Here is a 13,602-nt window from a genome sequence, read left to right as displayed (position 1 = left end):
GACGAGCATTCAAAGAAGCGTAGGAGCAAGTTGCGTAAAAAAAAGCCATAAGACATGCGACGAGCATTCAAAGAAGCGTAGGAGCAAGTTGTGTAAAAAAAGCCATAAGACATGCGACGAGCATTCAAAGAAGCGTAGGAGCAAGTTGTGTAAAAAGCCATAAGACATGCGACGAGCATTCAAAGAAGCGTAGGAGCAAGTTGTGTAAAAAAAGCCATAAGACATGCGACGAGCATTCAAAGAAGTGTAGGAGCAAGTTGCGTAAAAAAAAGCCATAAGACATGCGACGAGCATTCAAAGAAGTGTAGGAGCAAGTTGCGTAAAAAAAAGCCATAAGACATGCGACGAGCATTCAAAGAAGCGTAGGAGTAAGTTGTGTAAAAAAAGCCATAAGACATGCGACGAGCATTCAAAGAAGCGTAGGAGCAAGTTCTTTTTGTATGCCTAGTGCCTCTAGATGAGCTAACCTCTTCAAGGAATACTTATCGAGGCTACGCATATCATTTCACCGGATGTTCCTACACAAGTGAAACTGACAAAGCAGGACTGGCAATTTCAAAGAAGGTTTTAAGAAATATTGATATAATAGCTGTTATTTATTTTTTTTATCAATTTTAAATATCTTTTTTCATACAATAAAAATAAAGATTTTTAAAAGTGATAAACAGATTCGTTTTGTTATGTTATTAATGCTTCAGTATTTACTATATCAGTTGCTCAATTTGAAACAAATGATACAATATAGAGGAAACGTTATTGCGAAATGGAGGAAAATTTGTGGGAAATTTTCAGTTAACAGCTAACGCATCTTTGAAGACGATTGCATTTAAGATCAGCGACAACCATGAAATGGTCAACTTTTATAAGAATATTGTTGGATTTGTTTTAAAAAGTGAAGAAAATGGACTGTCTTATTTCGGAACGGCTAAGCTAAAAAATCAACAGCTGGTCCTGGAAGAAACCGAAATAAAAGTAAAGCATCCTAATGTTCATTTTTCTGTGGGGCTGCCATCCGAAGAAGAGCTGAAAAAAGCTGTAAAACGCTTTACAGATCATGACTATCCGTTTGAAAAGAAAGAGAAAGGTATTGTTTTTACAGATCCTGAAGAAAACAAAGTAGAACTGTTTATTAGAGAAAATCTGCTTGTCACAGCAGAGGTAGAGCCGGAGAGTGTTGTCCCAATAAAAAAAGCTGTCGATGAGGATGACTTAGAGGTTCTGCCAATTGACTATTCCAATAAATTGACGGAAACATGCAAAGTTATTCAATTCTGTGTGAATACGTGGAATAAAGAAGAAAGTAAAATTTTTTATGAAAAGATTTTAGGATTAGAGGCTCTTGGAGAAAATCAATTTGGTTTAAGTAATGGAAATTTGGTTCTTTTCCTGTGTGAGCAGGAAGTGAATGGGAGTGTGACTGATTTAGGATGGAGTTTCATTTCGATCAATGTGAAAAGTTCAGAAGAAATTGAAAAGTTAAAGAAGCATCTGGAAAAAGAAGAGAAGGTCTTTTTTGTAGATAACAAACATACCATTCTTTCAATCTTTGATACAAATGGTATTGAATGGTGGTTTACAGTAAAATAATCTGCGTATTAAGGATTGAGTGCGATGTATGAGCGGACGAAGAAATTAATTAGTCATTATTTGGATGAAGGGGTTTTTCCCGGAGCTTCATTTGCATTTATTCGGGGAGAAAGTATTGAAGAAACGACAATTGGAGCTGCACAGATTTTTCCTGTAAGAGAAAAACTGACTGCAGCTCTGCTTTTTGATGTGGCTTCACTCACCAAAGTAATTTGTACAACTACGGTCGTATTACAGCTTGTTGAGGAAAAGAAGCTCTGTATTGATGAAACTCTGAAAAAATACTATCCGTTTTTTCAGGATGGCAGACTGACTATTCGGCATTTATTGACACATACCAGCGATATCAACACATTTATACCAAATCGGGATCAGCTTTCTCAAAAGGAATTGATAGAGGCATACATTAGGATTCAATCTGGTGAAAAATTGGGCAAAGAATCAAAATATACAGATGCTGGAACGATATTACTGGGATTTATGCTGGAAGAACTGCTGGGGAAGCCAGTTATCGAGATATTTAAGGAGCGTGTCTTGCTTCCGCTTCAAATGATGAACAGCTGCTTCTTGCCTGATGATCCGTTCAAAACAGTGCCGACAGAGGATCATCCTGTTAGAGGACTGATTCGAGGACAGGTGCATGACCCCAAAGCTTTTGTATTAGCTGAGCATAGCGGGAATGCTGGTCTTTTTACCAATCTGGAAGATCTGGAAAAATTTGTCAGCATGTACTTGAATCGGGGAGTTTATAATGGAAAAAGAATGTTAAAGGAAGAAACCATCTTGGAATTACTTCAAGATCATTCCTTTGTTGAGAATCACAAACGTTCGCTGGGCTGGGATTTGAAATGGAGCCGGGAGCAGACGCCTTATCTTTTTCACACCGGCTATACTGGTACATTTATACTGATGGATATCTTAAAAAAAGAAGCATTTATTTTTTTATCCAACAGGGTTCATCCCTCAGATAGACGGGAAGAGTATATTGCAAAAAGAGATCAGCTGTTACAGCTTTACTTGGAAGAGAAAGACAGCTAAAATTATGTAGGTAAGTGTGGCAAGTTTAAATTCAGAAAAAACAGCAGGAGGAGTCAAATACTATGAATCAACCGTTATTTTTAGAACCTGTTTTTCAAGAGAAAATCTGGGGGGGCAATCGACTGCATACAGCTTTTGGTTTCGATTTACCTAACGAAAAAATAGGAGAGGACTGGGCAATCAGCGCACATCCTCATGGTGTAAGTACTGTAGTAAATGGAAAATTTGCCGGCAAGAAGCTGGATGAGCTTTGGTCCGATCATCGAGAATTATTCGGCGATGTCTCTGGAGATGTATTCCCGCTGCTGGTGAAAATTTTAGATGCAGAAGATGATCTATCTGTACAGGTTCATCCTGATGATGCGTATGGCTTGAAGCACGAGGGAGAACTTGGAAAGACTGAATGCTGGTATATTATTGATGCAGAACCGGGAGCTTCAATTATTTATGGTCATCACGCAAAGACAAGGGAAGAGCTGGCTGAAATGATTCATGATGGGAAATGGGATACTCTGCTGAAAAAGGTTCCTGTAAAAAAAGGTGATTTTTTCTATGTTCCAAGCGGCACTATTCATGCCATCGGTAAAGGAATTATGATTCTTGAAACGCAGCAAAGTAGTGATACAACCTATCGTGTATATGACTATGATCGGAAAGACGACAAAGGTCTGCCGAGAGAACTGCATCTTGAGCAGTCTATTGATGTGACAACAGTTCCGGCTAAAGAGCCTGCACTGAAGATTCAACAGCATAATCAGGGACAGTCAAGCGTGACTACGTATCTTAAAACAGAATTTTTCAATGTGTATGAATGGCTGGTAAAAGGGAGTCTGCAGTTGAAAAAGGAGGCTCCTTATACGTTGGCTACAGTGATCGAGGGTATCGGTACGCTGATTATTGAAAAAGAACTGCCCACCCAAAATGAGTCCTACGAACTGAAAAAGGGTACAAGCTTCATTCTTCCTGATGATGTGGAAAAATGGCGAATTGAAGGGGACTTGCTGATTATAGCTTCAGAACCTGGAGCGTAAAAAGGGACTATTTTACCCAGTATTAGCCTGCAGACAAAGCCGAATGGTTCTTGTCTGCAAGTTTTTTTATTTCAGAATAAATGAGTAAATACCTGTCTGGTTCCTTGATTTTGAAAGGAGGATGAGAAACATTAGTGTAATGGGATAAAAAGAGATAGAGGGAAGAATAGTCATATAAAACTGGAAATTTTGAATATGATATAAGTATTCGAATTGAAAAAGAGGGGGTTGTTTTTATGACACGAAAGACCTATTTTAATAAAAGTACAATCTTTTGGGCAGTACTGCTTGCTCCAATGCTCTTTATTAAATTTTTATTATATCTGTTTAATGATAGTGGGACAGATTTAAGTCAGTTTCAGGTGAGACTTAATACTTCCAAAGGGTGGATTATTTTTCAAAGAGGAGCACATACAATAGAGCTGTTATCGTATAAAAAGGTTTTGGACTATACTTGTCTTTATTATACTGGAAGAGTTGTATTTTTACCCTTAGTTAATGTATTTATAAGTTTTTCTATGGGAGAATGAAACAGAAGTAAATGATGAAAAATTTGTGGTAATTGAACGTAGCAATTTTTTTATTCTAAAAAATCAATCCCACTGATTATCTTAAAAGAGCATACTTTTGAGATAAGGTTGATCTGATAAAAATCTGAAACTTTAGAACTGAAATAGCATAATTATTTTTAGAACTTCAATGGGCGTCTGATTAATGAAAAGCTGTTTCGAATAAAAAACTGCAGACACCTGTTCTTTTCGATCATGTGGTCTACAGTTTATTTTTTTATTATTTGTTCCCAGCTGTCAGCTGTTTTCTCCGTATTTCCGTTCAAGCGCTGTATAAATCAAACGTTTACCCAGATTTTCATTGCGGGAAAGAATAGGCCCATGAAAATAAGAACCAAATACATTTTTGTAATGGACACCTTCAGTGCCGTCCTCCGCATTGTTTCCTTTTCCTTCGATGACCTTCCCTAAAGGTTTTTCTCCTTCTCCAAGAAACGTTCGTCCATTGTGGTTTTCAAATCCATAATAAGTTTCGTCAAACTCTTCGTTATGGATGACAATATCGCCGATGTAACGGCTGTTTTCTTGACTCAGCGTGTAATGATCCAGTGCGCTGATGCCTTTGATTTTTTCACCATCTGCACCGATATAGTAATGACCCAACAGCTGAAATCCGCCGCAGATAGCCAGCATCACGCCATCATTCTCGATGTAGGCAGTCAGATCGTCTTTTTTCGATTGGATATCATGGGAGACAATCACCTGTTCAAAGTCTTGCCCGCCTCCGAAAAAGACTAAGTCATATTTATCAGGATCAAAGGGTTCATAAATGCTGACTATCTCGGAATGAAACGCAATTCCGTCTTTTTCAGCCAGATATTTCAGCATCAGCATATTTCCGTTGTCCCCATAGGTATTTAACAAATTTCCATAAAGGTGACAGACGTGCAGTTCTTTAGACACCGTTCATCCCTCCTTGAATATAGCCTTGAGCAGTTAAAGCTTTTCTCAACTGCAGAACAGCCGTATAAGTGGCTAGTATATAAACATTTTCAGTCGGCAGGGTTTTGATTGCCTGTATTACTTCGTCAAGATTTTTAATTTCGTTCAGCTTATCTTCAGGGATTCCAGCCACTTTTAAACGCAGGGCCATATCCTTATGACGATCGCCTCCAGCAATAACAGCGGGGATATCCATTTCAGCGAATGCTTCATGATTCCCGTCCCAAATCCAGCTGACGTCAATACCGTCTGCATAATTTGCATTAAGCAGAGAGACCAAAGAAAACGGATAAGGAGCCAGATTAATCATATCAACAACCTGATTCAGTCCTACAGGGTTCTTAACAAGCACTAGTGTACAACGTTTGTCGCCGATTTGAATCACTTCCTGACGACCGAATACTTTTTCATCATAGCTTAACCCGGCTTTGATTTTGTCTCCGGCTACGCCGTAATGCTCTGCAACTGCTGTCGCAGCCAGCGCATTGTACACGTTATACATGCCGCCGACTGAAATATCATAAGTATTTCCATCAATGATAAATTCAGCCGAAACATTATCCATGTGAACCATTTCAGTAAGCTGAACGTCTAATTCAGGTCTGCGAAAATCACAGTTTGGGCAGTAGTACTTTCCAAGATTTGCGTACGTAATCATTTTGTAATGCAGGATATGATGACATTTTGGACAAAGAATACCATCTGTATTGTAGTGAGCCAGCTGTTCCAGATCAGGCAAGTGATTGAAGCCGTAATATTTCCGGGGATTTACTGTATCAACAGAATTAAAGATAGGTGAATCGCCATTGCAGAGAATCGGAGCTTCAGGAGAAGCTGCTGCTCCTTCGACAATCATACGATAGGTTGTATAGATTTCTCCGTATCGGTCCATTTGATCCCTGAAGATATTGGTAAAAAGAAACAGCTTTGGTTTAATATATTCCGTCACTTTACTTAGGCTGGCCTCATCAATTTCCAGAACAGCAAATTTCTTCTGGTTCTTTTTTTGTTTAGCCGATAGAAAGGTCGAAACAATTCCCTGAACCATATTGGCGCCGGTTGGATTGGTCAGCACATGATCAAATTCCTGTCTCAGAATATTGACAGTTAAAGCAGTTGTCAGAGTTTTTCCGTTTGTTCCAGTTACTACGACAATCTCATAATCCTTTGCCAGAGTATCCAAAATATTCGGATCTATTTTTAACGCAAGCTGCCCGGGGTAGCTGCTGCCCCCTTTGAAAAAGGTCTGCAAAACCCATTGTGAGGTTTTTCCAGCTGCAATAGCAAGTTGACTTCTAACACTCATATGGTTTCCTCCATCTATGTAAATAATAAGTTTGATCTCTGTAAACTCAACCTATCATACCATAATTAAAAAGAAAGTTTAATTTATTTTCTCTGATTTTTCGGTGTTCTTAAACAAATGGAAGGAATACTTGGAAAGGAAGAAGATTTCGCCTGAGCTCTACAGCTTATGATGCGTGCAGTCTGTTTAAAGCTGCGAAAAATTAAAAAGACCGGGCTGTCAGTCCAATCCGGTCTTCCTGTGGTTTTAACAAAGCTGTTAACCAATAATAATTTTCTCGGTAGGATATTCATAACCCAAATCACGAGTTTCTTTTGGAATAAACAGCATCAGTGTATACAACATGCCAATCCGTCCGATAAACATCAGCAATGAAATCATGATTTTGCCAATACCGCTTAAATTATCTGTAATACCCAGCGATAGCCCTGTTGTCCCAAATGCAGAAGCAACTTCTACAATAATCGCAATCAGCGAATGCTCCTCCGTGGCTGATAAAAGAATGACGGAGAAGAAGCACATCAGTAAAGAGAGCATGAAAACTACGACTGATTTTTTAACATCATCGTCATCAATTCTGCGACCAAAAACATTGACATTGTCTTCACTTTTAATAAATGCATACAGGTACAAGCCAAGAATCATGACGGTTGTTGTCCGGACCCCGCCGCCCACGGAGCTGGGGCTGCAGCCGATAAACATCAGCATGGAAAAGATAATCAGTGTAGTAACCTGAAAATCACCCAGATGATTAATCTGCAGTCCGGCATTTCTGGTAGTTATTGAATAGAACATGGAAGTGATCCAGCGATTTACTTCTGTCATATCTGTAAACAAGTGATTCCTTTCCAGCAGATAGATGATAGCTGTTCCGCCGATAAATAAAAAGACAAATGAAAGCAGTGCCAGCTTGCTGAAAAGAGAGAAGCGAAACGGCAGACCTCTTTTTTTCTTTTTAAAGAAAAACCATTCACGAATCTCCATCAAGACTGGGAAACCAATCCCTCCTATGAAGATTAAAAACATGATTACAATCAAAAAGAGATAGTCGTTTGCAAAAGGGATAATGGAATCGCCTGTAACGTCAAAGCCCGAATTCGTGACAGCAGAAATCGACTGATAGAAACCGTAAAAAATCGCATCCCGCCAATTGTCATAATAGCCGGCAGCATGAAAATAAATGGAAAAGAATGCACCGAACAGCAGTTGGAACCACAAGATAATGGAGAAGGTGATTCGAATCAGACGAACAATTCCGCTCAGCTTAGGCTGATTCATATCAGTCATAATCAGCTGTCTTTGCTTCAACGTAATCCGACGCTTTGATAGGATAAAAAAGGCAGTGGAGATCATCATGATACCCAAGCCTCCAACCTGAAAAAGAACTTCCAGCAAAATAATTCCTCTATCGTTAAACACTGTATGAATATCAAAAGTAGTCAATCCGGTTACACTAACCGTACTGATCGCCATAAAGAGCATGTCCATGAAAGGAACTTTTGATCCCGGGACTCTGAAGACCGGCAGATAGAATAAGAACAGTGAAATCACTGTCATGAGAATATAATATGAAACAATAATTTGAATAGATGAAAAGTGATCCATAATATAATGGCGAATTTTTCTCTGAGCACGCCAAAGAAAACGACTGTAGGTCATAAAATGCCTCCTGAATTTCAATAAGTAAAGTATAGCAGAAAATACAGAATACGGAACAGGAAAAGCCGAAAACTCAAATCAATAATCAGAAAGAATTTTTGAGGAAGAAGCATTAATCGAATAAATGGATTAAGGAGGTCGACGATTTTAGCAGCTCAGGGATCATTTTTCAGTGTGTGAACTCTCTTTTTGGCACAGGTCATCACTTACTGCTTTTTTTCAATGCGCTCAAAATCACAGGCATTTTTTCAAATATACTGCAATTTTGCGGAAAATATAGTAAAATACGAAAGGAATGAAATGAAAGGTGACTGTGAGCGATGGCACAACTTTTTTTTAAATATGGCGCGATGAACAGCGGCAAAACAATTGAGATTTTAAAAGTAGCACATAACTATGAGGAACAGGACAAGCCTGTAGTGATTATGACAAGTGGTCTGGATACCCGAGATGGTGTCGGCAATGTGTCCAGCAGAATTGGCTTAAAAAGAGAAGCACTGCCGATTTTTGAAGGGACAGATGTGTTTGAATTGGTTAATGGTTTGAAGGATCGACCTTATTGTGTATTGGTTGATGAATCTCAGTTTTTGAGCAAGCATCATGTCATCGAATTTGCCAGAGTCGTTGATGAGCTGAATATCCCTGTAATGGCGTTCGGATTAAAGAACGATTTTCGTAATGAGCTGTTTGAAGGATCAAAATATCTGCTGCTTTATGCAGATAAAATTGAAGAGCTGAAAACCATTTGCTGGTTCTGCCACAAAAAGGCCATCATGAATCTTCACTATATCGACGGTCAGCCGGTCTATGAAGGTGATCAAGTGCAGATTGGTGGCAATGAAGCGTATTATCCTGTGTGCAGACATCATTACTTTCATCCAATGGAAAGAAAAGAATCTTAGTGAAGCTGTAGATAAACAGATAAGGCAGGAACATAAAAAGTAATAGTACAAGAGAGCAGAAAAGACTGCCTCGTGGAGTAATTAATAAAAGCAAAGAAGGAGTTTAACTACATGTACGATCAGTTGCAAAGTATAGAAGATCGCTATGAAGAGCTGGGCGAGCTGTTAAGTGATCCGGAAGTCATCACTGACACGAAACGATTTATGGAGCTTTCAAAGGAAGAAGCAAATACAAGGGGAACAGTAGAGACTTATCGCCGCTATAAAACTGTGGTTGACGGTATTAGAGATACCGAAGAATTGCTGGGTGAAAATCTGGACGCTGAAATGGCTGAAATGGCCAAAGAAGAATTGTCAGATTTAAAAAAGGAAAAAGAAGAACTGGAAGAAAAAATTAAAATTTTGCTTTTGCCAAAAGATCCTAACGATGATAAAAATATTATCATGGAAATCCGGGGAGCTGCCGGCGGAGATGAAGCTGCACTGTTTGCAGGCGACCTATTTAACATGTATCAGAAATATGCTGAATCTCAGGGCTGGAAAGTGGAAGTGCTTGAAGCCAATATTACAGGAATCGGCGGTTATAAAGAAGTGATCATGATGATTAGCGGAGACAATGTATTCTCCAAGCTGAAATATGAAAGCGGCGCACACCGCGTACAGCGGGTGCCGTCAACAGAGTCACAGGGGCGTATCCATACGTCTACAGCGACGGTTGTTGTCATGCCGGAAGCAGAAGAAGTAGAAATTGATATCGCAGAAAAAGATATTCGTACAGATATTTATCATGCCAGCGGAGCGGGCGGACAGCACGTCAATAAAACTGCTTCTGCCGTTCGTCTGACACATATTCCTACCGGAGTGGTTGTTGCGATGCAGGATGAACGTTCGCAGCTTAAAAACCGGGATAAAGCAATGAAGGTTCTGCGTGCCAGAGTGTATGATATTATTCAGCAGGAAGCACAAAGCGAATATGATGCCAACCGTAAATCAGCAGTGGGCACCGGAGATCGTTCTGAACGAATCCGTACCTACAATTTCCCGCAGAATCGTGTGACAGATCATCGTATTGGGTTAACCATTCAGAAACTGGATCAAATTCTTGCCGGCAAGCTGGATGAAATCATTGATGCCTTGGTAATGTATGATCAGACATCGAAGCTGGAAGAGATGCAGAATGGGTAGAAGTTATTTTGAAGTCCTGAAACGGGCTTCTTCTTTTTTAGAAGAAGTCGGCAAAGAAGGCTATGCCATCCAGTATCTTTTTCTGGAAAGAAAAGGCTGGTCCAAAACAGACTGGCTGCTGCATATGAGAGATGCGATTTCAGCTGAGGAGGAACAGAGGCTAGAGGCAGATCTGGCGCAGCTTCTGACAGATTATCCCCCGCAGTATTTACTCGGATACAGTGGGTTTTACGGACATCGGTTTAGTGTTACAGAGCATACATTAATCCCAAGACCGGAAACTGAAGAGCTGGTGGAATACTGTCTTGAGGAAAATGGCAACAAAGAATTAACGGTAGTTGATGTAGGGACTGGAACAGGAGCTATTGCAGTCAGTCTGAAATTAGCCCGTCCTGCCTGGCAGGTAAAAGCAGTTGACTTGTCAGAAGAAGCGCTAAAAGTTGCAGAAAAAAACAGTGAAAGATTGGGAGCAGCAGTTGAATTCTTTTTGGGCAACGGGCTGGCTCCGGTAAATGGGCATAGTGTTGACATTCTGATTTCCAATCCGCCGTACATCAGTACAGAGGAGTGGGCATTGATGGACGAAAGTGTACGGAAATATGAGCCCCATTTGGCTTTGCTGGCTGAAGAGAACGGTTTGGCTGTCTACAGGCAGTTGATTGAGGAAGCGAAAAGCTGCCTGGTTTCAAACGGAAAAATTTATTTTGAGATTGGTTTTCAACAAGGAGAAGCCGTCAAAAAAATGATTCAGACAGCTTTCCCGGAAAAACGTATTAGAATAAAAAAGGACCTTTCAGGGAAAGATCGAATGGTTATTGCAGATTAAACAGAGGAGGAGAGGCAGTGGAAACGCAACGATTTACTATTGAGGATATAAAAAAGGCAGCGGACTTCCTGAAAAAAGGCGCACTTGTTTCTTTTCCGACAGAGACGGTGTACGGGTTGGGTGCCAGTGCGCTCTCTGAATCCGCTGTGAAACAGGTTTATCAGGTAAAAGGGCGTCCGAGCGACAATCCTCTAATTGTTCATGTAAACGGAAAAAAAATGATGGAACAATATGTTGAAAATTTGCCGGGGATGGCAGAAACATTGATTGATCATTTTTGGCCTGGACCGTTGACACTGATTTTACCAATGAAGGAAGGAAGCTTCTCTTCTGTTGTAACTGGCGGGCTGACCACTGTTGCATTTAGAATGCCGGACCATCCATTGACACTGCAGCTGATTGAAGAAGCAGGAATTCCATTAGTCGGTCCAAGTGCCAATACCTCTGGAAAACCCAGTCCGACAACAGCGGATCATGTGTTTCATGATCTTCGAGGAAAAATCGAGGGTGTTGTCGATGGCGGTCCTACTCAAATTGGTGTGGAGTCAACAGTCCTTGATTTGTCGGATTCAATTAATGGTCCAATGATTTTACGTCCGGGAGCGGTGACAAAAGAGGAGCTGGAGCAAGTGATTGGGACGGTAAGAGTGGATGGACATTTACTGGCGGAGAAAGAAGCACCTAAGGCACCGGGAATGAAATACAAACATTATTCTCCGGATACCCCAGTCTGGATTGTTGAAAATACAGAGACAGACTGGCTGAAAGCAGTGGAGTGGGCGAACGCTCAGAATAAAAAAGCCGGAATATTTACAGATCGGAAGACGGCTGAGCGACTAGGGAATCAGGTAACAAAAATCTTCTCTTTTGGTGAGAATACAGTGGAACAAGCAACGAAGCAGCTGTTTTCAGGGTTGCGTAAGCTGGATGTTACACAGGTGGATATCATTTTTGCACCGTCATTTCCAGAAAATGGTTTAGGTGAAGCCTATATGAACCGGCTAAAAAAAGCTGCGGGGCAAAATTTTTTGAAAATCTGATCGCTTTTTTGAGTAGACTGGATTTAAGTATGATACAATCGAAACAAGAAATTATAATGAGGTGTTGTCTAAATGAGTTATGAAACATTTGATCCTGAAGTTTGGGAAGCGATTGGAAAAGAAAAAGAGCGCCAAGAAAACAATCTGGAATTGATTGCATCGGAAAATGTAGTCTCAGAAGGGGTCATGGCTGCCCAGGGAAGTATTCTGACAAACAAATATGCGGAGGGCTATCCTGGGAAACGCTACTATGGCGGGTGTGAATTTGTTGATGTGATCGAGAGTCTGGCTATTGAACGTGCCAAGGAATTATTCGGTGCAGGATTCGCCAATGTTCAGCCTCATTCTGGTTCGCAGGCAAATACAGCAGCGTATCTTTCATTAATTGAGCCTGGTGATACAGTGATGGGAATGGATTTGTCTGCGGGTGGACACTTAACACATGGATCACCAGTGAATTTCAGCGGTAAGACATACAATTTTGTTAGTTATGGTGTCGACCCTGTAACGGAAGTAATTGATTACAATGTCGTTCGTATTCTGGCACGCGAGCATCAGCCTAAGCTGATTGTAGCCGGTGCAAGTGCATATTCGCGAACACTGGACTTTGAAAAATTCCGTGAAATTGCCGATGAAGTGGGCGCAAAATTAATGGTTGATATGGCTCATATTGCCGGACTGGTTGCGGCTGGTTTACATCCAAACCCAGTTCCTTATGCAGATATTACGACATCAACAACACATAAAACCTTACGCGGTCCACGTGGCGGGTTGATTTTAACGAATGACGAAGAGCTGGCTAAAAAAATTAATAGCAATATTTTCCCCGGAATTCAGGGTGGTCCATTGGAACATGTTATTGCGGGCAAGGCAGTAGCGTTTAAAGAAGCATTGGATCTTGATTTTAAAGATTACAGCGAACAAGTGATAGAAAACGCCAAAGCAATGACAAAGGTCTTTAATCAGGCTCCGGAAGCACGCTTGGTAAGTGGAGCAACAGACAACCATCTTCTGCTGATAGATGTTACTGGTTTTGGTATCAATGGAAAAGAAGCTGAAACAATCTTAGATAGCGTGAATATTACAGTGAATAAAAATGCCATTCCATTTGAACAGCTGAGTCCATTTAAAACAAGCGGTATTCGTGTTGGAACCCCGGCAATTACAACCCGCGGCTTCAGAGAAGAAGATTCAGTTGAAGTGGCAAAACTGATTGTTAAGGCACTGAAAAATCGTGAAAACGAAGAAATGATGACAGAAGTTAAAGAAGCTGTAAAAGAATTGACAAAAAAACATCCGTTGTACAAATAAGCTGTGGATTTTTCCTGGATCTCTGCCAAAATTCTTGAAAACTCGTTTCTTCAATAGTTTTCAGATAGGTTTTGATAGAGGTCGGGACAAACACTCATGAGGGCTATCGCCCACACCAAACAGAATGAAAAGAAAAAATGATCGACCTACACGCTATTTCCTGTCATACTAAAGAGGACAGAAGGGCTTGTAGGTCGATCACTTAT

General features: G+C 40.4%; 12 protein-coding genes. 9 read left to right on the top strand and 3 right to left on the bottom strand.

What is annotated here, in order from left to right:
• Positions 1 to 777 precede the first annotated feature (777 nt).
• The 4 genes from LI951_RS07220 to LI951_RS07205 all read left to right on the top strand — a co-directional run bounded on the left by LI951_RS07220 (position 778) and on the right by LI951_RS07205 (position 4,186).
• Positions 778 to 1,587, top strand: a complete 810-nt coding sequence (locus LI951_RS07220) for a VOC family protein (RefSeq protein ID WP_202064655.1) — start codon at positions 778 to 780, stop codon at positions 1,585 to 1,587.
• 24 nt (positions 1,588 to 1,611) lie between these two features.
• A complete protein-coding gene (locus LI951_RS07215) occupies positions 1,612 to 2,625 on the top strand; it encodes a serine hydrolase domain-containing protein (protein ID WP_229441728.1) in 1,014 nt (337 codons plus the stop codon).
• Positions 2,626 to 2,687: 62 nt separating this feature from the next.
• The gene (gene manA / locus LI951_RS07210) at positions 2,688 to 3,656 is read left to right on the top strand and encodes a mannose-6-phosphate isomerase, class I (protein WP_229441727.1); all 969 of its coding nucleotides are present in this window, start codon (positions 2,688 to 2,690) and stop codon (positions 3,654 to 3,656) included.
• A gap of 236 nt (positions 3,657 to 3,892) precedes the next feature.
• Positions 3,893 to 4,186 carry a hypothetical protein gene (locus tag LI951_RS07205; RefSeq protein ID WP_229441726.1) on the top strand — a complete coding sequence of 98 codons (294 nt, stop codon included), beginning with the start codon at positions 3,893 to 3,895 and terminating at the stop codon, positions 4,184 to 4,186.
• A gap of 276 nt (positions 4,187 to 4,462) precedes the next feature.
• Here LI951_RS07205 and LI951_RS07200 read toward each other — a convergent pair whose 3' ends face one another.
• From LI951_RS07200 to LI951_RS07190, 3 genes are all read right to left on the bottom strand, one after another.
• Positions 4,463 to 5,128 carry a type 1 glutamine amidotransferase gene (locus tag LI951_RS07200; RefSeq protein ID WP_202064646.1) on the bottom strand — a complete coding sequence of 222 codons (666 nt, stop codon included), beginning with the start codon at positions 5,126 to 5,128 and terminating at the stop codon, positions 4,463 to 4,465.
• Positions 5,121 to 6,473 (bottom strand): Mur ligase family protein, encoded by a 1,353-nt coding sequence (locus LI951_RS07195; protein WP_229441725.1) that lies wholly within the window; start codon positions 6,471 to 6,473, stop codon positions 5,121 to 5,123. The genes LI951_RS07200 and LI951_RS07195 overlap by 8 nt, the downstream gene beginning before the upstream one ends.
• Before the next feature lie 258 nt (positions 6,474 to 6,731).
• Positions 6,732 to 8,132 carry a TrkH family potassium uptake protein gene (locus LI951_RS07190; protein ID WP_229441724.1) on the bottom strand — a complete coding sequence of 467 codons (1,401 nt, stop codon included), beginning with the start codon at positions 8,130 to 8,132 and terminating at the stop codon, positions 6,732 to 6,734.
• A 320-nt stretch (positions 8,133 to 8,452) separates the two neighbouring features.
• Between LI951_RS07190 and LI951_RS07185 the strand changes: the two genes are divergently transcribed.
• The 5 genes from LI951_RS07185 to glyA all read left to right on the top strand — a co-directional run bounded on the left by LI951_RS07185 (position 8,453) and on the right by glyA (position 13,396).
• Positions 8,453 to 9,034, top strand: a complete 582-nt coding sequence (locus LI951_RS07185; RefSeq protein WP_202064614.1) for a thymidine kinase — start codon at positions 8,453 to 8,455, stop codon at positions 9,032 to 9,034.
• 111 nt (positions 9,035 to 9,145) lie between these two features.
• Positions 9,146 to 10,219 carry a peptide chain release factor 1 gene (gene prfA / locus LI951_RS07180; protein ID WP_202064613.1) on the top strand — a complete coding sequence of 358 codons (1,074 nt, stop codon included), beginning with the start codon at positions 9,146 to 9,148 and terminating at the stop codon, positions 10,217 to 10,219.
• Complete coding sequence (gene prmC / locus LI951_RS07175; protein ID WP_229441723.1) at positions 10,212 to 11,045, top strand: peptide chain release factor N(5)-glutamine methyltransferase; 834 nt, start codon at positions 10,212 to 10,214, stop codon at positions 11,043 to 11,045. Before prfA ends, prmC begins: the two co-directional genes overlap by 8 nt.
• A gap of 17 nt (positions 11,046 to 11,062) precedes the next feature.
• Positions 11,063 to 12,085 carry an L-threonylcarbamoyladenylate synthase gene (locus LI951_RS07170; protein ID WP_229441722.1) on the top strand — a complete coding sequence of 341 codons (1,023 nt, stop codon included), beginning with the start codon at positions 11,063 to 11,065 and terminating at the stop codon, positions 12,083 to 12,085.
• A gap of 72 nt (positions 12,086 to 12,157) precedes the next feature.
• On the top strand, positions 12,158 to 13,396 hold the full coding sequence (gene glyA / locus LI951_RS07165; RefSeq protein WP_229441721.1) for a serine hydroxymethyltransferase: 1,239 nt from the start codon (positions 12,158 to 12,160) through the stop codon (positions 13,394 to 13,396).
• The last annotated feature ends 206 nt before the right edge of the window (positions 13,397 to 13,602 follow it).

Origin of the sequence: Enterococcus sp. BWT-B8 (assembly GCF_020567625.1) — a bacterium.
GTDB lineage: Bacteria > Bacillota > Bacilli > Lactobacillales > Enterococcaceae > Enterococcus_L.
The sequence above is the reverse complement of the archived record's forward strand: the minus strand, read 5'-3'. Positions and strand labels throughout refer to the sequence as shown.

Bases quoted from the DNA above. Each gene is read 5' to 3' on its own strand.
- LI951_RS07190 (WP_229441724.1), bottom strand. From the start codon at position 8,132: ATGACCTACAGTCGTTTTCTTTGGCGTGCTCAGAGAAAAATTCGCCAT.
- LI951_RS07215 (WP_229441728.1), top strand. From the start codon at position 1,612: ATGTATGAGCGGACGAAGAAATTAATTAGTCATTATTTGGATGAAGGG.
- manA (WP_229441727.1), top strand. From the start codon at position 2,688: ATGAATCAACCGTTATTTTTAGAACCTGTTTTTCAAGAGAAAATCTGG.
- LI951_RS07195 (WP_229441725.1), bottom strand. From the start codon at position 6,473: ATGAGTGTTAGAAGTCAACTTGCTATTGCAGCTGGAAAAACCTCACAA.
- prmC (WP_229441723.1), top strand. From the start codon at position 10,212: ATGGGTAGAAGTTATTTTGAAGTCCTGAAACGGGCTTCTTCTTTTTTA.
- LI951_RS07205 (WP_229441726.1), top strand. From the start codon at position 3,893: ATGACACGAAAGACCTATTTTAATAAAAGTACAATCTTTTGGGCAGTA.
- LI951_RS07185 (WP_202064614.1), top strand. From the start codon at position 8,453: ATGGCACAACTTTTTTTTAAATATGGCGCGATGAACAGCGGCAAAACA.
- glyA (WP_229441721.1), top strand. From the start codon at position 12,158: ATGAGTTATGAAACATTTGATCCTGAAGTTTGGGAAGCGATTGGAAAA.
- prfA (WP_202064613.1), top strand. From the start codon at position 9,146: ATGTACGATCAGTTGCAAAGTATAGAAGATCGCTATGAAGAGCTGGGC.